We start from the raw sequence: 23,035 nt of genomic DNA on the forward strand, positions 1-23,035 counted from the left end.
GATGGTGTCTACGTCCTGACGCAGTTCTTTCAGGGTAAGAAGGTTGAACTTGTTGACGGACTCACCCTTGAGGTCGAATTTCAATTCGACGATGCCACTTTCAAGAGCTTTAACCGTGATGGCTTTACCTTCGTAAATCATCAACTGATCTCCACGATATGGAAGCTGAACAGTACACGTCGGACGCAGGTAAATGGCTCGGCAGGACGTTTTTTCGTCGATGCTGACGCCAATCCACCCGGCACACCCGCCAACGCGATAGTCGGGATTCTGTAGGAGCAGTCTGTAAGACAAACGCTCAATTCATACGCCCGTTTGATTTGGGTACGTCACCTTCACGGAATTTCCAACAATTGTCAATCGCCCAAAATACGGGTTGAAATGCGACTTTGCGGTCATTTCCGTTGCACACAGATCCGCAACACGCAGCTGCATGCAAAGCCATTCATAGAATCAATAGTTAGAAAAGTCGCCCTAATTACCGGCGAGCCTTGTTTAACAGGCTACGCTGGCGGAATCCCGGCGAAAAATATGAACGCTTTTGGCGAATGCCCAGCGCAAGATCAGCCCACAGCGAATTACCGGCCTGCCTGGCCAACCCGCCCGATGATGTTGTCGGGCTTTTTATTGCTTGCGAAATGCCCCCTGTAGGAGCTGCCGCAGGCAGCTCCTACAGGGGAGTTCGTAATTCAGGCGAGAGCTTTGAGAGTGGCGTCGATGTGCTGCAAGACTTCAGTTTCGCCCTTCTCGCCCCAGTACAAGGCGATCATCTGCTTGTCGGCCTCGATCTTGAACACGTTGCCCGGCAACTTTTCGAAATGATCGAGCAGCAGGCGGTCCTCGCAGACCTCCTGCCACTGATTGACCCACACACCCGGCGATTTCTGCCAGTAGGTCCAGCACGCCGGCTGGGTGCCACGCCGTGGCCGATGATATTGCGCGCATGGGCTGGGCGGCTCCTGAGACAGCCAGTGTGGCCACTCCTGAGGCGCCAGTTGCATGGCCAGCCCGATGCGTCGCGCCTCCATGCGAAGGGCCATCCGGCCGCTCTGCACGCGCGACGGGCGCAACCATGCCAGTGGACTCAAAACCACCAGCAGGATTGACACCACCAACCAGACCGTCATATCTCTACTCCCGACTTAAGGTGAGCGCATTGTGTCACTTTGGAACCAATGCGCTTGAAACCAGCCATACTTAACAATATTGAACCGTCACGAGGAGCACCTCATGCCCTACAACCATATCCTGGTCGCCGTAGACCTGACTGAAGAGTGCGACCCTGTGATTCACCGCGCCCGCGAGCTGTCGGTGAGCAATGGCGCCAAGCTGTCGCTGGTGCATATTGTCGAACCGATGGCCATGGCATTCGGCGGCGATGTGCCGATGGATCTGTCACAACTGCAACAGCAGCAGTTCGATCAGGCCAAGGAGCGCCTTGAGCGCTTGAAAGCCAAATACGCCGAACTCGAGGGCGCCAATTGCCACCTGACCTATGGTCAGCCACGTCAGGAAATCCATCATTTCGCCAAGGAAAACCAGTGCGACCTGATCGTGGTCGGCAGCCACGGCCGCCACGGTCTGGCGCTGCTGCTCGGGTCCACGGCCAACGACGTACTGCACGGCGCACCTTGCGACGTGCTGGCGGTGCACCTGATCAAACGCTGAAACACAAAACCCTGTGGGAGCGAGCTTGCTCGCGAAGGCGTCGGCACATTCAGCATTAATGCCGCCTGACACACCGCATTCGCGAGCAGACTCGCTCCCACATCAGGTCTCCACCCGTATATGAAAAGCCCGGCGCTCATCACTGAGCGCCGGGCTTTTTTGTTACCGGATCAATCAGGCATCCAGCTCGGCCCAACGCTCCACCAGTGCATCCAGTTCAGCCTGCAACTGCTCCAGCGAAGCAATCACCTTGGCCGTTTCTGCCGGCGGACGCTGATAGAAACCGGCTTCAGCCATCTCCGCCTCGACCGCAGCGATCTGCTGCTCCTTGGCATCGATGTCGCCCGGCAACGCTTCCAGTTCGCGCTGCAGCTTGTAGCTCAGCTTCTTCTTAGCTGCCGGCGCGGCAGCGGCAGGTGCGGCAGCCACGGCAGGTTCAGCGGTGACCACCGCCGAATTCAGGTCAGCCTTGCCCGACTTGCTCTCGGTCACGCCCAGCAGGCGCGGCGAGCCGCCCTGACGGATCCAGTCCTGATAGCCGCCGACGTATTCACGGACCTTGCCTTCACCTTCGAAGACCAGGGTGCTGGTGACCACGTTGTCGAGGAACGCCCGGTCGTGACTGACCATCAGCACAGTGCCGTTGAAGGTCAGCAGCACTTCTTCGAGCAGCTCGAGGGTTTCCACGTCGAGGTCGTTGGTCGGTTCGTCGAGTACCAGCAGGTTCGCCGGTTTGCTGAACAGTTTGGCCAGCAGCAAGCGCGCGCGCTCGCCACCGGACAGCGCCTTGACCGGCGTGCGCGCACGCTGCGGGCTGAACAGGAAGTCGCCGAGGTAGCTCAGGACGTGGCGGCTCTGGCCGTCGATATCGATAAAGTCGCGACCTTCGGCGACGTTGTCGATCACGGTCTTCTCCAGATCCAGTTGATGGCGCAACTGGTCGAAGTAGGCCACGTCGATCCGGGTGCCCTCTTCCACCTTGCCACTGGTCGGTTGCAGACCGTTGAGCATCAGTTTGAGCAAGGTGGTCTTGCCGGTACCGTTGGCGCCGAGCAGACCGATACGGTCGCCGCGTTGCAGGACCATCGAGAAGTCCTTGATCAGGAACGGACCGTCCGGGTGATGGAAGCTGACATTTTCCAACACCATCACTTGCTTGCCGGACTTGTCGGCGGTTTCCAGCTGGATATTCGCCTTGCCGGTACGCTCGCGACGCTCGCTGCGCTCGACACGCAGGGCTTTCAAGGCACGCACGCGACCTTCGTTACGGGTCCGACGGGCCTTGATGCCCTGACGGATCCAGACTTCTTCCTGGGCGAGACGCTTGTCGAACAGCGCGTTGGCGGTTTCTTCTGCGGCCAGCGCGGCCTCTTTGTGCACCAGGAAGCTGGCGTAGTCGCCATTCCAGTCGATCAGGCCGCCGCGATCCAGTTCGAGGATGCGCGTAGCCAGGTTCTGCAGGAAAGAACGGTCGTGCGTGATGAACAGCACGGCGCCCTGGAAATCCTTCAGGGCTTCTTCGAGCCAGGCAATCGCACCGATGTCCAGGTGGTTGGTCGGTTCGTCGAGCAGCAGCAGATCCGGTTCCGAGACCAGCGCCTGCGCCAGCAGCACGCGACGACGCCAGCCGCCGGACAACTCGGCGAGGGTCTTGTCGGCCGGCAGTTGCAGGCGGCTCAAAGTGCTGTCGACCAGGGTCTGCAAGCGCCAGCCGTCACGGGCTTCGAGGTCGTGCTGGACGTGCATCAGCTTGTCCAGATCGGCGTCGGTGACGATGTTCTGGCTCAGGTGATGGTATTCGGCGAGCAAGGCGCCAACGCCGTCGAGGCCCTCGGCAACCACGTCGAAAACGGTCCGCCCGTCGGCCACCGGCAATTCTTGCGGCAATTCGCCGATTTTCAGACCGGGGGCACGCCACACCGAGCCGTCATCGGGCTTCTGGTCGCCCTTGACCAGTTTCATCATGCTGGATTTGCCAGTGCCGTTGCGGCCGATGATGCACACCCGCTCACCACGGGCGATCTGCCAGGACACCTTGTCCAACAACGGCATCGCGCCGAATGCAAGGGACACATCGCTGAATTTGAGCAGGGTCATGAGCTTCTCCAAAAACCGGGCGCGCATTCTACCTGAGTTAGGCCCTCAACAGGCCGGCAATTTGTCTGCTGAAGCACTCTGCACAACATTTGTTGCGAACTTGTGCTGCGAGACCGGCAAAGCTTTCGCCCGTTGCTGGCAAAAGGCTAAGCTACAGACAATTCAGTGCTGGCCACGGCCGGTGCTTGTCATGATTTCTCTGCCCGGATGTCTCATGCGCAGTCGCCTTTTCAGTGTCTTGTCCTGTTTGCTACTTACCGCCGCTGCCGCTCAATCCGCCCAGGCGGTGGACCTGTCCACCCAACGCCAGTATTACGATGAAGCCAAGCGCGCGCTGGCCAAGGGCGATACCGGCCCGTACTTCCGTTACAGCCAGGCGCTTGCCGATTATCCGCTGGAACCGTACCTGGCTTACGACGAACTGACCGCGCGCCTGAAGACCGCGAGCAACGAGGAAATCGAGAAATTCCTCGCCGAGCACGGCGACCTGCCCCAGGCCAACTGGATGAAACTGCGCTGGTTGCGCTGGCTCGCCGACCGTGGCGACTGGGCCACCTTCACCAAATATTACGACCCGAAACTCAACTTCACCGAACTGGACTGCCTCAATGCGCAGTTCCAGATCAGTAGCGGCCACAAGGCCGAGGGCTATGCCAACGCCGACAAACTGTGGCTGACCGGCAAATCGCAACCGGCCGCCTGTGACGGACTGTTCGGGATCTGGGCCGCCGACGGTCAGTTGACCGAACAGAAACGCTGGGAACGCACCAAACTCGCCGCCCAGGCGCGCAACTATCCATTGGCCAACAGTCTGGTCAACGGCCTGACCACCCTCGCCCCGCGCGGTCGGCTGCTGGTGGATGTGGCGCAGAAACCCGAGCTGCTCAATCAGCCATCGCGCTTCACCCCGGCCGACGAGCCGATGTCCGACGTGGTCAGCCTCGGCCTGCGCCGCCTCGCCCGTCAGGACCCGGACAAGGCCATGGCCCTGCTCGACGGATACGCCAGCAGCATGCATTTCTCCCGTGACGAGAAAGTCGCGATTGCCCGAGAAATCGGCCTGACCCTGGCCCGGCGTTTCGACAGCCGTGCGCTGGACGTGATGACCAAATACGATCCGGAACTGCGTGACAACACCGTGTCCGAATGGCGCCTGCGTCTGCTGCTGCGCCTGGCACGCTGGGACGATGCCTATCAGCTGACTCGTCGTCTGCCACAGGATCTGGCGACCACCAACCGCTGGCGCTACTGGCAGGCCCGCAGCCTGGAACTGGCGCAACCGCAGAACCCGGAAGCGCAAAGCCTGTACAAGAACCTGGCGAAGGAACGCGATTTCTACGGTTTCCTCGCCGCCGACCGCTCGCAGCTACCCTACTCGCTGATGAACAAGCCGCTGGTGCTTAGCCAGGCGACCATCAACAAGGTGCGTAACACTCCCGGCGTGCGGCGTGCGCTGGAATTTCATGCGCGCGGGCAGATCGTCGACGGTCGCCGCGAGTGGTATCACGTCAGCCGTCATTTCAATCGGGACGAAATGGTCGCCCAGGCCAAACTGGCCTACGACCTGAAATGGTATTTCCCGGCGATCCGCACCATCAGTCAGGCGCAATACTGGGACGATCTGGATATCCGCTTCCCGATGGCCCACCGCGACACTCTGGTGCGTGAGGCCAAGGTTCGTGGCCTGCATTCGAGCTGGGTGTTTGCCATCACCCGTCAGGAAAGTGCGTTCATGGACGACGCCCGCTCCGGGGTCGGTGCCAGCGGCCTGATGCAATTGATGCCCGGCACCGCCAAGGAAACCGCACGCAAGTTCAGCATTCCGCTGGCCTCGCCGCAGCAAGTGCTCGATCCGGACAAGAACATCCAGCTCGGCGCCGCCTACCTGAGCCAGGTGCACAGCCAGTTCAACGGCAACCGCGTGCTCGCCTCCGCCGCCTACAACGCCGGCCCCGGCCGTGTGCGCCAGTGGCTGCGCGGTGCCGATCACCTGAGCTTCGATGTCTGGGTGGAAAGCATCCCGTTCGACGAAACCCGCCAGTACGTGCAGAACGTGCTGTCGTACTCGGTGATCTACGGCCAGAAGCTCAACTCGCCGCAGCCGCTGGTGGATTGGCATGAGCGGTATTTCGACGATCAATGACAGGTGCTGAATACCTGAAATGAAAAATGCCCGCATCAATCGATGCGGGCATTTTTTTGTCTTCAGCAAAGGCCTGAGGCAGTTCTACACCGCCACCGCATGCCCATCATTGAACTGCAGCGCCGCCAGCCGCGCATACAGCGGATTACTTACGATCAGCTCCTGATGGGTACCGATTGCCACCAGACTGCCCTGATCCATCACCGCGATCCGGTCGGCGTTTTTCACCGTGGCCAAGCGATGCGCGATCACCAGTGTGGTGCGGTTTTGCATCAGGCTTGGCAGCGCTTCCTGAATCAAGTGCTCGCTCTGGGCATCGAGGGCACTGGTGGCTTCGTCCAGCAGCAGAATCGGCGCATCCACCAGCAAAGCGCGAGCGATCGCCAGGCGTTGACGCTGGCCGCCGGAAAGTCCAAGGCCGGCGTCACCCAAGTGGGTCTGATAGCCGTTGGGCATCTTCTCGATGAAGTCATGGGCGTGAGCAATTCTTGCCGCTTCCTTGACCTGTTCCAGCGTCGCGCCCGCGTTGCCGTAACGAATATTCTCTTCGACGCTGCCGAAAAACAGTGCAGGCGATTGCGAGACCAAGGCGAAATTGCGCCGCAGGTCCAGCGGGTCGAGGCTGGTCAGCGGCACACCGTCGATCAGGATCCGCCCTTCAATCGGGTCGTAGAAGCGCAACAGCAAGTCATACACCGTGGATTTACCGGCCCCGGATGGCCCGACAAGGGCCAGGGTCTCGCCAGCCCTGATGGTCAGGCTCAGGCCGTTGACGGCGTAGCTGTTTGGACGCGACGGATAGGAAAAACGTACATTCTGCAACTGCAGTTCGCCCTTGATCCGCTCAGGCAACGTCACCAGCCCGAGGGTCGGCGGCTGGATGATGTTCTGCGAACTGAGGAGTTCGGCGATGCGTTCAGCGGCACCCGCAGCACGCTGCAACTCGCCGATGACTTCGCTCAACGTGCCGATCGCACTGCCGACAATCAGGCTGTAGAAGACGAAAGCCGCCAGTTCACCACCGGTGATGCGTCCGGCAATCACGTCCATGCCGCCGACCCACAACATCACCGCAACCGCACCGAGCACCAGCACGATCACCACGGTGATCATCCACGAGCGTTGAAAAATGCGCTTGCGTGCAGTGTCGAACGCGTCCTCGACCGTCGTGGCGAAACGTCGCTCGTCCTGCACCTGATGGTTGTACGCCTGCACGGTCTTGATCTGGCCAAGCGTTTCGGAAACATAGCTGCCGATATCGGCGACCCGATCCTGACTCAACCGCGACAGATTGCGCACGCGCCGACCGAAAATCAGAATCGGCGCGACCACGAACGGCAAGGCAATCACCACGATGCTGGTGAGTTTCGGGTTGGTGACGAACAGCAGGATCACCCCGCCGATCACCATCAACAGGTTGCGCAGAAACATCGACAGTGACGAGCCGATCACCGATTGCAGCAACGTGGTGTCGGCGGTCAGCCGTGACTGAATCTCCGAACTGCGGTTGTTCTCGTAAAAACCGGGATGCAGATACACCAGATGGTTGAATACCTCGCGCCGGATATCCGCCACACAACGCTCGCCGATCCACGACACCCAGTAAAAACGCGCGAACGTGCCGACTGCCAGGCCCAGCACCATCAGCATGAAGATGCCGATGCTCTGGTTCAGTTGGTGCGGCGACTGCGTCATGAAGCCCCGATCGACCAGCAATTTGATCCCCTGCCCCATCGACAAAGTGACGGCTGCGGTGACGATCAGCGCCAGCAGCGCAGCACCGACTTGCCAACGATAAGGCGCCAGAAATCGGCTGGTCAGGCTCAGCGCTCGACGGTGCCGGGAAGAAAGCTTCGAGATCATTCAGGTACACATCCCTATTGGTGAAAGGACTAGCCTAAACCTTCTATGGGGCGGAACTCTGTAAATCACAATGAGTCAGGTTAAATATGCCCCCAAAGACTAGGCCATAGTTGCTATTGGTCTAATGTCCCGGTTGAGACGAGCGGTCATTTCTGTTGGACTGGAGATGCCGCTTTTGACAGACCCAAGGGTGTTGTCACAGCCTGGTCACGTGGCGGTTTTAATCTACGTGCACAACCTGATGAGGAGACAGGCCATGTCCTTGCAACACAGCAGCGAAGACAAGATTCAAGTGATCCGCACCAAGCCCGGCCAACCTCTGGGTTGCTCGATTATTGATAAGGATGGGCGTGAGGTACCGATCACTGAAGACATGATCCAGGACGCATGCCGCGAACTGGACAAGCGATTGGTCAAGCCTGCCGAACAAAAGTGATATAGCCACCGTCTTCCTGACCCGGCCCCTTTTGGCCGGGTTTTTTCTGCCTGCCGTTCTGCTCTCTGTAGGAGCTGCCGCAGGCTGCGATCTTTTGATCTTGCCTTCAAAAAACAAAATCAAAAGATCGCAGCCTGCGGCAGCTCCTACAGGGTCAGGGCAAACACTGTGGGAGCGAGCCTGCTCGCGAAAGGGCCAACCTGTTATTAGACAGCCACCGCCCCCAGCGCCGCCACAATCTGTTGCAACTGCGGCGAATCCCCGTCGATCCGCACCTTCAGCCCCTCGATCTCGCGCCGCACCGGATACTGCTTGCGCAGTACATCAAACGCCGCACGCTGTTCAGCGACACTACCTACAAGACTGCGGCGAAAATCCGCATCATCGCGGCGCGGGTCGTACACCCCACGGCACAACATCGCCAGCGCCCAGGCCGGATCGCTGTCGGCGTGCAGGGTCACTTCTGACAGCCAGGGTGCCGGCAGCAGGTCACTGAGCTGGATGCTCGCAGGCTGACCGATAAATTCGCAATAGGCCTGATAAATCTGCGCCGTCCCGCGTTGCTTGCCATCGAGGCTGTAGCCGGCAATGTGCGGCGTGGCCAGCACGCAGAGTTCGGCAAGGGCAACATCGACCTCAGGCTCGGCTTCCCAAACATCGAGCACCGCTTGCAGGTCTTCGCGCTCCAGCAGCACGTTGCGCAACGCGGCGTTATCCACCACCGGACCACGGGCAGCGTTGATCAGCCAGGTGCCGGGTTTGAGCTGCCGCAAACGCTGCTCATCGAACAGATGCCAGGTCGCGCCTTCGCCGGTACGGGTCAGCGGCGTGTGCAGGCTGATCACGTCGCACTGCTCGATGATTTGCTCGAGGCTGACGTAATCGCCGCCCTCGGCTGCCTGACGCGGCGGATCGCAAACTTTGACATTCCAGCCCAGGCCCTTGAGGACCTTGATCAACCGCCCGCCGACTTCACCGACACCGATCACGCCGTACGTACGTTGCGGCAAATCAACGCCTTCGATTTCCGCCAGGGTCATCAGGCTGCCGAGCACGTAATCGACCACGCCCCGCGCATTGCACCCGGGGGCGCTGGACCAGGTGATGCCGGCCTCATTGAAATAATCGAGATCGAGGTGATCGGTTCCGATGGTGCAAGTGCCGACGAAACGCACCGTGCTGCCTTCGAGCAACGCGCGATTGACGTTGGTCACCGAGCGCACCAGCAACACATCGGCCTGCTCGACCGTCGCACGGTCGATGGAACGGCCCGGCACCCGGCGGATCTCGCCGAAACCGGCAAAAAAGGCATCGAGCAGCGGGATATTTTCGTCGGCAACAATCAGCATGGCGGGCTCCTTGAGGGGATCGGCAGTTTAGGTGCAGATCCACCGTTGAGCCAGCGCAGACTGCACTGTGGCGAGGGGGCTTGCTCCCGCTCGACTGCGCAGCAGGCGGAAAGTCTGCAATCGGGTTTTTCCTGATCCACCACGCCGGATGGTTTTGGGGCCGCTTCGCACCCCAGCGGAAGCAAGCTCCCTCGCCACAGTGGATGGCATTGATGATTACAAATGCGCAACAGAGGATTTTTCCTGACTGTCACGTCAGCGGCGTAGAATGCGGCGCCTTGCGCATCAACACCTGTGGACGCTTTGCCTGTGAATTCTGTTACTGATCAACCTCTCGCTGCCTCACTCACCCGCCCCGCGCGAATTCGCCTGGAGTTCAGGAACCTGCTCGCCCTGGCGTTGCCGATCATCATCGCGCAACTGGCGACCACCGCCATGGGCTTCGTCGATGCCGTGATGGCCGGCCGCGTCGGGCCGCGCGATCTGGCGGCGGTAGCGCTGGGCAACTCGATCTGGGTTCCGGTGTTTCTGCTGATGACCGGCACCCTGCTGGCCACCACGCCGAAAGTCGCCCAGCGTTTCGGCGCCGGCACCCACAGCGAGATCGGCCCGATCGTGCGTCAGGCGCTGTGGCTGGCGCTGGTGGTCGGCCTGATCGCGACTTGCATGCTGGTCGCCGCCGAACCGGTACTGCACCTGATGAAGGTCGATCCCGAGCTGATCGGCCCGTGCATGCAATACCTGCACGGCATTGCCAGCGGCCTGCCGGCGGTGGCGTTCTATCACGTGCTGCGCTGCACCAGTGACGGCATCGGCCGCACCCGCCCGGCGATGGTGCTGGGTCTATGCGGTCTGGCGCTGAACATTCCGCTGAACTACATCTTCATCTATGGCCACTTCGGCGTGCCGGCCATGGGCGGCGTGGGTTGCGGTTGGGCCACAGCCATCGTGATGTGGGTCATGGCGCTGGGGCTGGCCGGTTACGAGCGCTGGGCGCCGGCCTATCGTTCGAGTGAAATTTTCAGCCGTTTCGACTGGCCACAGTGGGCGGTGATCAAGCGTTTGCTGGCGATCGGTCTGCCGATTGGCATCGCCGTTTTTGCCGAGTCGAGCATCTTCGCGGTGATCGCCCTGCTGATTGGCAGTCTCGGCGCCACCGTGGTGGCCGGGCATCAGATCGCGCTGAACGTCAGCTCGCTGGTGTTCATGATTCCGTATTCGCTGGGCATGGCCGTGACCGTACGCGTCGGCCAGGCACTGGGCCGTGAAGAGCCGCGTGAAGCACGCTTTGCCGCCGGTGTCGGCATGGGCACTGCGCTGGCCTACGCCTGTATTTCGGCGAGCATGATGCTGTTGCTGCGCGAGCCGATTGCGTCGATCTATACGGCTGATCCGACGGTGATCCACATCGCGGCGATGCTGATTGTGTACTCGGCACTGTTTCAGTTCTCCGACGCGATCCAGGTCACCGCCGCCGGCGCGCTGCGCGGTTATCAGGACACCCGGGTGACGATGATCCTGACCCTGTTCGCCTATTGGGGCATCGGCTTGCCAGTGGGTTACGCCCTCGGCCTGACCGACTGGCTCGGCGAACCGCGTGGCCCGAGCGGCTTGTGGCAAGGCTTGATCGTCGGTTTGAGCTGCGCGGCGTTCATGCTGTCGATCCGCCTGACCCGCAGTGCGCGCAAGCGTATTCGGATCAGTCGTTCGGTGGGCTGATCAGCCATAAAAAAAGACCTGCACATGCAGGTCTTTTTTTTGCCCGAATTCAATTGGACTTCTTGCGGATCCAGTACAGATAAGTACCGGCCTCTTCGTGCTGGCCCACCAGTTCGTGGTCGAGAAACACGCAGAACTTGGGAATGTCGCGACGGGTCGAGGGATCGGTGGCGATCACCTTGAGCAGGCCGCCAGGCACCAGGTCACGGATGTGCTGGTGCAGCATCATCACCGGCTCCGGGCAATTGAGGCCGGTGGCGTCGAGGGTGCCGTCGACCGGGGTATCGATCATTTCACTCATGATTCACTCCTGAAACTGGCCGGCATTGTCGCGCATTGCCGGGGGCTCAGTCATCTGTAGCGAGGGGATTTATCCCCGATGGGTCGCGAAGCGGCCCCAAAGACTGGGGATGCGCTAAATCCATCGGGGATAAATCCCCTCACCACAGAGATCATTCCCACAGGGTTTAGTGGTGACTTAGCGGGATTTGGCTTTCTTGATGTCATGCCGACGCAGATGGCAGGTCACTTCCTCGCGGTCGTGATACAGCTGCTTGCAACCAATATCGACCTTGATCCCGCGCGCCTTGAAGCCATCGGCGATGCGTTCGAGCAAGCGCTTCACTTCGGCGTAACGCTGCTTCATCGGCAGCTTGAGGTTGACCACCGCTTCGCTGCAATGGCCCTCGCCGATCCACTCTTCCAGCATCGCCGCGTTGCGCGCGGGTTTCTCGACGATGTCGCAGACCATCCAGTCCACCGGCTGCTTGGGCTTGAAGGTGAAGCCGTCAGCCATCAAGTGCTGCACCAGGCCGGTGTCCATCAGGCTTTCGGCCATCGGGCCGTTGTCGATGGCGGTCACCAGCATGCCGCGGTTGACCAGCTGCCAGGTCCAGCCGCCCGGCGCCGCACCGAGGTCGACGCCGGTCATGTCGCTGTGCAGGCGTTCGTCCCACTGGTCACGCGGGATGAAATGGTGCCAGGCCTCTTCCAGTTTCAACGTTGAACGGCTTGGCGCCTCGCGCGGAAACTTCAGACGCGGAATGCCCATCGGCCACATCGCCGAGTTGCCGGCGTCGGCCATGCCGAGAAACACTTCGCGACCACTTTTGAAGGTCAGCAGCAGGCGCGGTTTGTTCGCGTCGTCCACCAGTTTCCCGGCGCCGGTCAGCGCCTTGCGCAGCGGGCCTTCGAATTTCTTGCAGAAGTTCGACAGCTCTTTGCCGTCGTTGGTGTCGACCACTTCCAGCCACAGGCTGCCGCAGACCGGGAAATCCGCCATGTGCTCGAGGATCACGCTGATGCGGTCGGTTTCCGGCAGATTGATGAAGACGCCACGCGCCCATTGCCGCGGGAAAATCAACTCGGCGAAGCGCTGGCCGCGCATCAGGCGTTCGGCGCCGTCTGCTTCGGTGCAGACAAACTCGGCGTACGCAGTGGCCGGTTTGGCCTTGGCGTAGCCGGCGACGTTGAGTTGGGCGGCGAGGTCGGAAATCTCCGAACAGACTTCGCCTTCGAAGCCTGGCCGGCAATGCATGAATAGGGTGTTCATTCTTACTCCTGGGCAGAGGGCGGACATTCGGCCCCTGCACGCTGCTCAAGCCTTGCGGTGAAGCAAAGCCTGTCACGAAAACCGGCGCATGATAGCCGATGTCGGAACCTTGGACTTGCCCATAGAGTCCAGTTATTAGCCAGCTACTGAAAACAGGGCTACGTTGATAGCTCTGCCCGTCCCCTCCGTCCGTAGCCGTGCGGACTCAAAGGAGTGATCGTAATGCCGTCCCTCGATAGTCTGAAGACCCTTAAAACTCTACAAATCGACGATAAGACCTACCACTATTTCAGCCTGCCCGATGCCGCCAAGAGCCTTGGCAATATCGACCAGCTACCGATGTCGCTGAAAGTCCTGCTGGAAAACCTGTTGCGCTGGGAAGATGAAAAAACTGTCACCGGCGCCGACCTCAAGGCCATTGCCGCCTGGCTCAAGGAGCGCCGCTCCGACCGGGAAATCCAGTACCGCCCGGCTCGGGTATTGATGCAAGATTTTACCGGTGTCCCTGCCGTGGTCGATCTCGCTGCGATGCGCGCCGCCATGGCCAAGGCCGGCGGTGACCCGCAGCGAATCAACCCGCTGTCGCCAGTGGATCTGGTGATCGACCACTCGGTGATGGTCGACAAATTCGCCACCCCAAGCGCCTTTGAACAAAACGTCGACATCGAAATGCAGCGCAACGGCGAGCGCTACGCGTTCCTGCGCTGGGGTCAGAGCGCCTTCGACAACTTCAGCGTGGTGCCGCCGGGCACCGGGATCTGCCACCAGGTCAACCTCGAATACCTCGGGCGCACGGTTTGGACCAAGGATGAGGACGGCCTTACTTACGCGTTCCCCGACACCCTGGTCGGCACCGACTCCCACACCACCATGATCAACGGCCTCGGCGTACTCGGCTGGGGCGTCGGCGGGATCGAGGCGGAAGCGGCGATGCTCGGCCAACCGGTGTCGATGCTGATTCCGGAAGTGATCGGTTTCAAACTCACCGGCAAGCTCAAGGAAGGCATCACCGCCACCGACCTGGTGCTGACAGTCACGCAGATGCTGCGCAAGAAAGGTGTGGTCGGCAAATTCGTCGAGTTCTACGGCGACGGTCTCGCCGACCTGCCGCTGGCCGATCGCGCGACCATCGCCAACATGGCCCCGGAATACGGCGCGACCTGCGGCTTCTTTCCGGTCGATGACGTAACCCTCGAATACCTGCGCCTGTCCGGTCGCCCGGCCGAAGTGGTGAAACTGGTGGAGGCCTACTCCAAGGCCCAGGGCCTGTGGCGCCTGCCCGGTCAGGAACCGGTGTTTACCGACAGCCTGGCGCTGGACATGGGCAGCGTCGAAGCCAGCCTGGCCGGGCCAAAGCGCCCGCAGGATCGGGTTTCGCTGCCGAACGTGGCACAGGCTTTCAGTGATTTCATGGACCTGCAATTCAAGCCCACCAGCAAGGAAGAAGGCCGTCTGGAAAGCGAGGGCGGCGGTGGCGTGGCCGTGGGTAACGCCGATCTGGTCGGCGAAACCGAGTACGAATACGAAGGCCACACCTATCGCCTGAAAAACGGCGCGGTGGTGATCGCCGCGATCACCTCCTGTACCAACACCTCAAACCCGAGCGTGATGATGGCGGCCGGTCTGCTAGCAAAAAAAGCCGTGGAGAAAGGCCTGACCCGCAAGCCGTGGGTCAAGAGTTCGCTGGCGCCCGGCTCGAAAGTGGTCACCGACTACTACAAGGCTGCCGGCCTGACGCAATATCTCGATCAACTGGGCTTTTCGTTGGTCGGCTATGGCTGCACCACGTGCATCGGCAACTCCGGTCCATTGCCGGAACCGATCGAGAAAGCCATTCAGAAAGCTGACCTCACTGTGGCGTCGGTGCTGTCCGGCAACCGCAACTTCGAAGGCCGAGTGCATCCGCTGGTCAAGACCAACTGGCTGGCCTCGCCACCGCTGGTGGTTGCCTACGCCCTGGCCGGCAGCGTGCGCACCGACATCAGCACTGAACCGCTGGGCAACGACCAGCAAGGCAATCCGGTGTACCTGCGCGACATCTGGCCGAGCAGCAAGGAAATCGCCGAGGCGGTGAATCAGGTGAACACCGCGATGTTCCACAAGGAATACGCCGAAGTGTTTGCCGGCGACGAGCAATGGCAAGCGATCCAGGTGCCGCAGGCCGCCACCTATGTGTGGCAGGACAATTCGACCTACATCCAGCATCCACCGTTCTTCGACGACATTTCCGGCCCGTTGCCAGTGATCACCGACGTCAAGGGTGCGCGGGTTCTGGCGCTGTTGGGCGATTCGGTAACCACTGACCACATCTCCCCCGCCGGCAACATCAAGGCTGACAGCCCGGCCGGGCGCTATCTGCGCGAAAAAGGCGTGGAGCCGCGGGACTTCAACTCCTATGGCTCACGGCGTGGCAACCACGAAGTGATGATGCGCGGCACATTCGCCAACATCCGCATTCGTAACGAGATGCTCGGCGGCGAAGAAGGTGGCAACACAATCTACATCCCGAGCGGCGAGAAAATGCCGATTTACGATGCCGCCATGCTGTACCAGGCCTCGGGCACGCCGCTGGTGGTGATCGCCGGTCAGGAATACGGCACCGGCTCCAGCCGTGACTGGGCGGCCAAAGGCACCAACCTGCTGGGCGTCAAAGCGGTGATCGCTGAAAGCTTCGAGCGTATCCACCGTTCCAACCTGGTGGGCATGGGCGTGTTGCCGCTGCAGTTCAAGCTCGATCAGAACCGCAAGAGCCTGAACCTCACCGGCAAGGAAACCCTGGATATTCAGGGCCTGACCGGTGTCGAGCTGACGCCGCGCATGAACCTGACGCTGGTGATCACTCGTGAAGACGGGCGCCAGGAAAAAATCGAGGTGCTGTGCCGCATCGATACGTTGAATGAGGTGGAGTACTTCAAATCGGGCGGGATTCTGCATTACGTCCTGCGCCAACTGATCGCCTCCTGAAACCGCGCTCCCCTGTAGGAGCTGCCGCAGGCTGCGATCTTTTGATTTTGGCTTTCATGAAGCAAGATCAAAAGATCGCAGCCTGCGGCAGCTCCTACAGGGTGATGTACTTTTCTACAGGCGAAAAAAAACCCGCCGAAGCGGGTTTTTCCCAAGACCATTATCGACTCCCTGTCGGCAGCGATCCTTGCTATGGTCGATCATCCGTGATCCTGAAACACTCCCTGTGTCTCAGTTGATGGGTGTAGATTACGCCGTGGATCCAATCGGCAATAGTCGCAAAAGCTAGCACCGCGTGTAAGACATTCGCTATACCAGCCCTTCCGAAAACCCTTAGCCCTCTCAGTCATCCAGCAGGCAAGCGGCGATTTGCGCGACCTGCAGCTGTTCGGCAGCCTGTTGCTGCGCATCGTCCTCCAGGAACCAGGCGGCCGACAATCCGGCAAACGCCAGCACCCATTGCAGCAAGCGTCGGCGATCAAGCCCGGACGCCTCGACGATCACCTCGACCTGCCGGCGCAATCGCTGTGAATCGCCAGCCGTCGGCAAGTCCGGGTTGCAGATCAGGTTGGCGTAGTCATAACCGCGCTCGCCGCGTACTCGTTTGGGATCAATAGCGAGCCAGCCGTGCGCAGCGAAATCGAGAACATTGTCGTGGTGCATGTCACCGTGCAGCACCACCACGTCCTGCGGATCTGCGAGCAAGGCTTCAGCCGTTTGCAGGCTCAGGGCGAAGGTCCCGCCATGTTCGGCCGCGGCCACGCGCAGCGAGGCGAACCACGGTGCCAGCTCCACCAGCGGCGGTGGCGGCGTCGGGCGCGGCGCATGCAGGCGCGCCAGTGTCGTGCACATGATCTGCGTGGCTTCGTCGTCTTCACCGTTGAGCGCCATGTGCATCAAAGAACGCCGGCCCATGGCCCGTTCCAGCAACAAACCTTCCTCGTGATGGGCAAGCACCCGCGCTGCGCCCTCACCGTCCCACCAACTCATCAGTCGATTGCCGAATTGCTCGTCGGTATCCAGCGCAACCTTGAGCATGGCCGGCGTGTCGCCAAAACGCACCGGCAACAGGCGGCTGCCGGGGGTGATGATCGGCTCACCGTCCGGCACCAGCGCCCAGCGTTGCAACCAGGATTCGAAGATTGCGCAGTCAGTCACCGTCACGCTCGCGGGTCTTGGCGCTTTCGGCGAGAAACTGTTCAAGTCGACTCAGCTGTTCCTCCCAGCCACGGCTGTCCATGTAATACGCCTCCTTCTGCCGCACGTCGGGAATGTGCGCGAAGCCGGACTCGGACACTTTGAGCAAAGTGCCGCCCTCGTAATCCTGCAGTTCGAACTTGACCAGCGTCGTTGGCTCCTGGGAATAATCGATCGTCGGATTGACCGCGTACGGGTGCCAGCGAAACGAAAACAATTGCTGCGGTTCGACCCGCTCGACCAGCACGTTCCACAACACGTGTTCATAACCGGGATAGGTGACCTGCCCCTGCGTCCATTCTCCGGCGATGAATCGCCTGCCCTCCAGCGCCACACCAAACCACTGGCCAAACGCCTCGGCATCGACCAATGCGCGCCAGACATAAGAACGCGGCGCCTTCAGCGTGATTTTGCGTTCGAAACTATTGGGTACCGGTTTCATAAGTCACCTCCTGTTCTGAACAGTAGGCTTGTATGACCACATGTCCAACCTGAAGTTGTATCAAAGCCGTTCACCTGCGCAGCACCAGGGAAACATTCGGCGGCATTTCCGATCGTTGAATCGAGCGCCCTCATCCGATGAACCTGTTACCTTTTCCTGCGAAATGGACACGGACAAGGACGAAGCATGCAGCCATCTCTATCCGAACGTTATCGCGGCGCCCTGCTCGGCCTCGCCTGTGGTGATGCTGTGGGCACCACGGTGGAGTTCAAGCCACGGGGCTCATTCCAGCCACTGACCGACATGGTCGGTGGCGGTCCCTTCCGCTTGAAGCCAGGGCAATGGACGGATGACACCTCGATGGCGCTGTGCCTGGCGGAAAGTCTGCTGAGCAAAAACAGATTTGATGCGGCAGACCAGATGGGGCGCTATCTCAACTGGTGGAAATGGGGCTATCTCAGTTCCACAGGTGAGTGTTTCGATATCGGCATGACGGTCAGCCAGGCGCTGTCGCAGTATCAGCAAACCGGCCAGCCCTTCGCGGGGTCCACCGACGCGTTCACCGCCGGCAACGGCTCGCTGATGCGTCTGGCACCCGTGGTGCTGTTTTACTTCCCTGATGCCCGTCAGATCCACCAGTTCGCCAGCGACAGTTCGCGGACAACCCACGCAGCGCCCGAGGCCATCGAATGCTGTCAGTTGCTTGCCGAGGTGATCAACAAAGCCTTGCTTGGCGCGTCCAAGTCAGAATTGCGCAAACTGTCAGACTCAACCTTCGTTCAAGCAAAAGTCGCAGCCATCGCCCGGGGTGATTACCTCACAAAGTCGGCGGACAAAATCCGTGGTAGCGGCTACTGCGTCGAGTCTCTGGAAGCGGCACTGTGGTGTTTTCATCACACCGACAGTTTCGCCACAGCGATTCTGCAAGCGGCCAACCTGGGCGATGACGCCGACACCACGGCCGCTATCGTGGGACAAGTGGCCGGCGCCTATTACGGCGTTCGGGCGATTCCTGCCCACTGGCTGGAAATGCTCCATGACGGCGAGGAGATAGCAGCCACTGCGGATCGCCTGCTCGAAGCCTCCCGACTGCGCGTTCCTGAATAGAAACACCATATAGCCGGTAAACTGCTCTGCACCTTCATCCGACACAGTGAGATTAACCATGCTCCCACGCCTGCTCCTGGCCCTGACACCCGTCCTGTTCACGCCTCTCGCCCACGCCGCCGTCGACTGTGCCAACGCCAGCGATCAGGCCACCATGAATCAGTGTGCCGGGCAGGAATTCAAGGCAGCGGACAAGGAATTGAACGCGGTGTATCAACAGATCACCGGTCGTTTGAAGGACAACCCTGACAGCAAGAAGCTGCTAATGGGTGCGCAGCGAGCATGGATCGGGTTTCGCGATGCCGAGTGCAAGTTTTCCGCATCCGGGGTCGAAGGCGGAAGTGTTTATCCGTTGATCTACAGCAATTGCCTGACCGGTGTGACCAAGGTGCGAGTCGAGGCGCTGAAGCAATATTTGAAGTGCCAGGAGGGTGACATGAGTTGCCCGGTACCCGGGGCCTGATTTTGTAGTGGTTTCGGTCTTGCCGATAGTTTGTTGATTTCACACTTGGAGCACCTTCGGCGCGCTCGCCAGCAAGCCGACTCCCCGCACCATTACGAGTAATTGCTCGGAACCGCAGCATAGGAGGATGCCGCAGCAAGCGAATCAAAATTAATTATTGTAATCAGATAATTTTTAATCGAGAATTCGCTACCAAATTGCAACAACCAGGAATTTTCATGAGTACTCACATCAACGGATTGGCGCCGCAGCGCATGCATTGGATCGGGCTGCTGGCAGCAATTCTCGTCTGGGTTCTGGGTGTGACGGAGGTCGGCGGCAACGCGACGGTCTGGTTCTTCAAAAAGGATGAAATGCTGGCGGGCCTGCTCTATGCCTTTGCAGAAGGCTCGCCGCAACTGCTCGACCCGTTTGTCGAAGGCGCGCTGCTTGATCCCGACACCTGGCTGTCGTCAATGGTCACTGCGCTGATCGTTTTTCTGGATTTTCTGCCCGTTGTCCTGTCGGCTTACGCGTTATGGCTGACCGGGTTGTTTTTCTTGCGCTTGTCACGCGGCGAAACCTGGACCGATCGCAATATCGGCGTCCTGTGGCGAGTGGGGGTGCTGTGCATCGTTTCTCCGGCGGCTTACCCGCTGGTAGAGACTTTGCAAGGTCTGGCTTTATCGATCGATCTGCCGCCGGGGGAGCGCATTTTTCAGTTCTCGATCGGCCTGTCTTCCTCTTCTGCCTACGAGATAATCAAAGGCGTATTGCTCTGTTCGTTTTCAATTATCATGCGCGATGCAAAAGTACTCAGCGATGAGCAAAGTCAATACATATAGAACAACATAATGACCATTATCGTCCGCCTTGACGTTGTCATGGCCACGCAAAAAATTCGCTCGAAAGAGTTGGCCGCCCTGCTCGGGATCACCGAGGCCAATCTGTCATTGCTGAAAAACGGCAAAGTCAAAGGTGTGAAGATGGCAACTCTGGACAAGCTCTGCGCTGCGCTCGATTGCCAACCGGGCGATCTGCTGGAATACCGGAAAGACTGAGACTTCCCGCCTGACGGCGAGTTGTTTATCGCAAGTCCCAATCGTTTAACTCTTATTCAATCCTTAGTTTCAAGGCGGCTTTGTCATGTCCCGTTATTTGTTATGCGCGCTGTTATTGCTGACAGCATCACTCAGCGGCTGCGCCACACAATTTGACGTAGCGCTCAATGCAATACCTGATCCGGACTATCAGTTCGACCGAAAGGCAACCGTGCTGGTGACCTCGACCAACAGCGCCGATGAGAACGCACTGAATGCCCGCTATTATCTTCGCGACATGGTCAACGCACTGAAAGACAGAGGCTTTCAGGAGGTTTATACCGACGCCAGCCTGCCCAGGAATCATGCACCGATCAAAATGACCATCAGTCTAGATATTGGCAGCCGGCAAGTGTCTTACCGCTACACCGCCACCGACTATGGGCAAGTGCCAACCAGCACGACGACCGTGTGCAAGAACACCAAGAAGAAAGATGACCGACTGACCTGCACCAGTAAGCCCAACACGACCTATGGTCCGGTGGGAACTTCAGAGCGTATCGGCTACACCACTCTCAGTACGTTCATTGCCACCGCCCGCGATGAGGCGAGCAAACGCACGGTGTATCTGCTGCGGGCGTCGTCTTATAACGAGGACTGTCAGGCCGCCAAGGTCGAAGCATTTCTGGTCGAGCAAGGCCTGCAGAACCTGAATTTTCAGGACCGCCTGCAACGCAACTACAGCGTCACGATGCCCGAGGGTTACAGCTGCAAATAGTCAGTTGCCAAAACGTCTGTCTCGACAGCTTCACTGCGCAGCCGATGTGAGCCGACGCTGTGAAGCTGATCCAGGTTACACGTGCGGATCACCCGGCGGCTTGGCCGGCGCCGCGTATTGCGGCTTGAGGTGGCCGTCCTGATCCAGTAGCCAGGCGTCCATGATCTGCCGCACCACGGGACCGGCAACCCGACCACCGGCCTCGCCATTTTCGATCATCACCGAGATGGCGATCTTCGGGTGCTCCGCCGGAGCGAAACCGACAAACAAGGCGTTGTCGCGATGGCGTTCCAGGGTTTTTTCACGGTTGTAGCGCTCGCCCTGCTTGATCGCCACCACCTGCGCCGTACCACTCTTGCCGGCGATGCGGTACTGCGCACCGGCCGCTGCGGCGCGCGCGATACCTCGGGCATCGTGCATCACCATCTGCATCCCGTGGTTGACCTGATCCCAGTCACGCGGATTCTTCAGCAGAATGTTCGGCATCGGATGCTCGTCGACCGGCGCCACGCCATCCACCGTCTTCGCCAGGTGCGGACGGTTCCATACGCCCTTGTTGGCGATCAGTGCGGTGGCCTGAGCCAGTTGTAGCGGCGTGACCTGCATGTAGCCCTGCCCAATGCCGAGGATCACCGTTTCCCCTGGGAACCAGGCCTGACGGCGCGTGGCGCGTTTCCAGGCTTGAGATGGCATCAAACCGGGCGACTCTTCGAACATATCCAGCGAGACCTTTTCGCCGAGGCCGAACATCGCCATGTAATCGTGCAGGCGATCGATGCCGAGCTTGTGTGCCAGGTCGTAGAAGTAGGTGTCGTTGGAGCGCATGATTGCCGCGTCCATGTCCACCCAGCCATCGCCACTGTGGTTCCAGTTGCGGTATTTGTGATCGAAATCCGGGAGTTGGTAGTAGCCTGGGTCAAAGACGCGGGTCTGCGGCGTCACGACACCGGCATCGAGGCCGGCAATCGCCACTTCTGGCTTGATGGTTGAGCCTGGCGCGTACAGGCCGCGCAGCACACGGTTGAACAGCGGCCGGTCGATGGAATCGCGTAGCGCCGAGTATTCCTTGGAGCTGATGCCAGTGACGAACAGGTTCGGGTCGAAACTCGGATTGCTGACCATGGCCAACACTTCGCCGGTGGACGGGTCGAGAGCCACCACCGAGCCACGACGGTCGCCCAGTGCGGCTTCCGCAGCCTCCTGCAGTTTGACGTCGAGACTTAGAACGATGTTTTTGCCTGGGACCGGATCGGTGTGCTTGAGCACCCGCAATACTCGGCCCTGAGCGTTGGTCTCAACTTCTTCATAGCCAACATGACCGTGCAGTTGCGCTTCGTAGAAGCGTTCGATACCGGTTTTACCGATGGACTGCGTGCCACGGTACTCCACCGAATCAAGGGTCTTGGACTCTTTTTCGTTGATCCGGCCAACATAGCCGATCGAATGCGCGAAGTGCGTACCCAGCGGGTAGTGACGAACGAATTGTGGCTCGACATCCAGGCCCGGCAAACGAAATTCGTTGACCGCTAACACGGCGATCTGTTCTTCGGTCAGTTCATAGAACAGCGTCACTGGAGTAAATGGATGACGAGACTGCTTCATGGCCTTGTCGAAAACCGTGCGATCTTCGGCGGGCAAATGCAGCAGATTGATCACCTCGTCCAGCTCCTGATTGACATCAGTGGCGCGTTCACGAGTGATGATCAGATTGTAACTGGGACGGTTATCGGCGAGCAGCACGCCATTGCGGTCATAAATCAGGCCTCTTGTCGGCGGGATCGGCAAGACGTGGACGCGGTTATTTTCAGAAATGGTCGAGTGGTAGTCGTATTCAACCACTTGGAGGATGTACAGGCGTACCACCAACGCGCAACTGATGGCGAAGACGAACAGAGCGCACGCGATCAACCGCTTGTTGACCAGGCGCGTCTCTTTTTCGTGATCCTTGATCGGGATGGGTTCAGGCATTTCTACAGCAACTCTTTGACATAAATTGAGTGCCGATCCGTGGGCATGACATCAGTCCGGTAAAAAACGAGCTGCACCATACCAAAAACCGAGTGGTCACTTCAGAAGGATTTTCCCTAATGGCAGTCCCGGCGACGGTTGGAACTCTCGTGCCGTCTGACTCTGACGAGAGAAGCACTTTCCTGCGGGCAAAACAAAACCCCAACTGCTTTCGCAATTGGGGTTTCGGAATTTAATCTTGACGATGACCTACTCTCACATGGGGAAACC

General features: G+C 59.7%; 20 protein-coding genes. 10 read left to right on the forward strand and 10 right to left on the reverse strand.

Annotation, left to right across the window (positions count from 1 at the left end; translation table 11 throughout):
* Positions 1-141 (reverse strand): hypothetical protein (locus tag ACIP8I_RS26155; RefSeq protein WP_400764787.1); only part of this gene is annotated, 141 nt, incomplete at its 3' end.
* 548 nt (positions 142-689) lie between these two features.
* Positions 690-1,127: a hypothetical protein gene (locus ACIP8I_RS26160; protein ID WP_400764765.1), complete on the reverse strand. Its 438-nt coding sequence runs from the start codon at positions 1,125-1,127 to the stop codon at positions 690-692.
* A gap of 103 nt (positions 1,128-1,230) precedes the next feature.
* Here ACIP8I_RS26160 and ACIP8I_RS26165 point away from each other — a divergent pair, with 103 nt between their 5' ends.
* On the forward strand, positions 1,231-1,668 hold the full coding sequence (locus tag ACIP8I_RS26165) for a universal stress protein (protein ID WP_400764767.1): 438 nt from the start codon (positions 1,231-1,233) through the stop codon (positions 1,666-1,668).
* A gap of 174 nt (positions 1,669-1,842) precedes the next feature.
* On the opposite strand, the gene ACIP8I_RS26170 is transcribed toward ACIP8I_RS26165, so the two are convergent.
* A complete protein-coding gene (locus tag ACIP8I_RS26170) occupies positions 1,843-3,765 on the reverse strand; it encodes an ATP-binding cassette domain-containing protein (protein WP_400764769.1) in 1,923 nt (640 codons plus the stop codon).
* 214 nt (positions 3,766-3,979) lie between these two features.
* Here ACIP8I_RS26170 and ACIP8I_RS26175 point away from each other — a divergent pair, with 214 nt between their 5' ends.
* The gene (locus ACIP8I_RS26175; RefSeq protein WP_367085203.1) at positions 3,980-5,908 is read left to right on the forward strand and encodes a transglycosylase SLT domain-containing protein; all 1,929 of its coding nucleotides are present in this window, start codon (positions 3,980-3,982) and stop codon (positions 5,906-5,908) included.
* An 84-nt stretch (positions 5,909-5,992) separates the two neighbouring features.
* Here ACIP8I_RS26175 and ACIP8I_RS26180 read toward each other — a convergent pair whose 3' ends face one another.
* Complete coding sequence (locus tag ACIP8I_RS26180; protein ID WP_400764770.1) at positions 5,993-7,771, reverse strand: ABC transporter transmembrane domain-containing protein; 1,779 nt, start codon at positions 7,769-7,771, stop codon at positions 5,993-5,995.
* A 256-nt stretch (positions 7,772-8,027) separates the two neighbouring features.
* Here ACIP8I_RS26180 and ACIP8I_RS26185 point away from each other — a divergent pair, with 256 nt between their 5' ends.
* On the forward strand, positions 8,028-8,207 hold the full coding sequence (locus ACIP8I_RS26185; RefSeq protein ID WP_007961805.1) for a PA1571 family protein: 180 nt from the start codon (positions 8,028-8,030) through the stop codon (positions 8,205-8,207).
* 206 nt (positions 8,208-8,413) lie between these two features.
* Here the strand turns inward: ACIP8I_RS26185 and pdxB are convergent, their stop codons facing one another.
* On the reverse strand, positions 8,414-9,556 hold the full coding sequence (gene pdxB, locus ACIP8I_RS26190; RefSeq protein WP_400764772.1) for a 4-phosphoerythronate dehydrogenase PdxB: 1,143 nt from the start codon (positions 9,554-9,556) through the stop codon (positions 8,414-8,416).
* Positions 9,557-9,865: 309 nt separating this feature from the next.
* On the opposite strand from pdxB, the gene ACIP8I_RS26195 reads away from it, so the two are divergent.
* Positions 9,866-11,275: an MATE family efflux transporter gene (locus tag ACIP8I_RS26195; RefSeq protein ID WP_007961803.1), complete on the forward strand. Its 1,410-nt coding sequence runs from the start codon at positions 9,866-9,868 to the stop codon at positions 11,273-11,275.
* Between the two features lie 49 nt (positions 11,276-11,324).
* On the opposite strand, the gene tusA is transcribed toward ACIP8I_RS26195, so the two are convergent.
* Together tusA and rlmM are read right to left on the reverse strand one after the other, a co-directional pair.
* A complete protein-coding gene (gene tusA / locus ACIP8I_RS26200) occupies positions 11,325-11,576 on the reverse strand; it encodes a sulfurtransferase TusA (protein WP_007961802.1) in 252 nt (83 codons plus the stop codon).
* Positions 11,577-11,753: 177 nt separating this feature from the next.
* Complete coding sequence (gene rlmM / locus ACIP8I_RS26205) at positions 11,754-12,827, reverse strand: 23S rRNA (cytidine(2498)-2'-O)-methyltransferase RlmM (RefSeq protein WP_400764775.1); 1,074 nt, start codon at positions 12,825-12,827, stop codon at positions 11,754-11,756.
* Positions 12,828-13,049: 222 nt separating this feature from the next.
* Between rlmM and acnA the strand changes: the two genes are divergently transcribed.
* Positions 13,050-15,791, forward strand: coding sequence for an aconitate hydratase AcnA (gene acnA, locus ACIP8I_RS26210; protein WP_400764777.1), 2,742 nt, complete (start codon positions 13,050-13,052; stop codon positions 15,789-15,791).
* Between the two features lie 342 nt (positions 15,792-16,133).
* Here acnA and ACIP8I_RS26215 read toward each other — a convergent pair whose 3' ends face one another.
* Both ACIP8I_RS26215 and ACIP8I_RS26220 read right to left on the reverse strand, forming a co-directional pair.
* Entirely contained in the window at positions 16,134-16,955 is an 822-nt protein-coding gene (locus ACIP8I_RS26215; RefSeq protein WP_400764779.1) for an aminoglycoside phosphotransferase family protein, read from the reverse strand.
* Positions 16,942-17,430, reverse strand: coding sequence for an SRPBCC family protein (locus ACIP8I_RS26220; RefSeq protein WP_367085208.1), 489 nt, complete (start codon positions 17,428-17,430; stop codon positions 16,942-16,944). The genes ACIP8I_RS26215 and ACIP8I_RS26220 overlap by 14 nt, the downstream gene beginning before the upstream one ends.
* 186 nt (positions 17,431-17,616) lie before the next feature.
* On the opposite strand from ACIP8I_RS26220, the gene ACIP8I_RS26225 reads away from it, so the two are divergent.
* From ACIP8I_RS26225 to ACIP8I_RS26245, 5 genes are all read left to right on the forward strand, one after another.
* Entirely contained in the window at positions 17,617-18,537 is a 921-nt protein-coding gene (locus tag ACIP8I_RS26225; RefSeq protein ID WP_400764781.1) for an ADP-ribosylglycohydrolase family protein, read from the forward strand.
* A 58-nt stretch (positions 18,538-18,595) separates the two neighbouring features.
* The gene (locus ACIP8I_RS26230) at positions 18,596-19,000 is read left to right on the forward strand and encodes a lysozyme inhibitor LprI family protein (RefSeq protein ID WP_367085210.1); all 405 of its coding nucleotides are present in this window, start codon (positions 18,596-18,598) and stop codon (positions 18,998-19,000) included.
* Between the two features lie 218 nt (positions 19,001-19,218).
* Entirely contained in the window at positions 19,219-19,824 is a 606-nt protein-coding gene (locus ACIP8I_RS26235; RefSeq protein ID WP_400764783.1) for a hypothetical protein, read from the forward strand.
* 9 nt (positions 19,825-19,833) lie between these two features.
* Positions 19,834-20,040, forward strand: a complete 207-nt coding sequence (locus tag ACIP8I_RS26240; protein ID WP_400764784.1) for a helix-turn-helix domain-containing protein — start codon at positions 19,834-19,836, stop codon at positions 20,038-20,040.
* Between the two features lie 85 nt (positions 20,041-20,125).
* Positions 20,126-20,797, forward strand: a complete 672-nt coding sequence (locus tag ACIP8I_RS26245; RefSeq protein WP_400764786.1) for a hypothetical protein — start codon at positions 20,126-20,128, stop codon at positions 20,795-20,797.
* Positions 20,798-20,872: 75 nt separating this feature from the next.
* Here the strand turns inward: ACIP8I_RS26245 and mrdA are convergent, their stop codons facing one another.
* Positions 20,873-22,765 (reverse strand): penicillin-binding protein 2, encoded by a 1,893-nt coding sequence (gene mrdA / locus ACIP8I_RS26250; protein ID WP_007961790.1) that lies wholly within the window; start codon positions 22,763-22,765, stop codon positions 20,873-20,875.
* Between the last annotated feature and the right edge of the window lie 270 nt (positions 22,766-23,035).

Origin of the sequence: Pseudomonas sp. NPDC088414 (assembly GCF_044753325.1) — a bacterium.
Lineage (GTDB): Bacteria > Pseudomonadota > Gammaproteobacteria > Pseudomonadales > Pseudomonadaceae > Aquipseudomonas.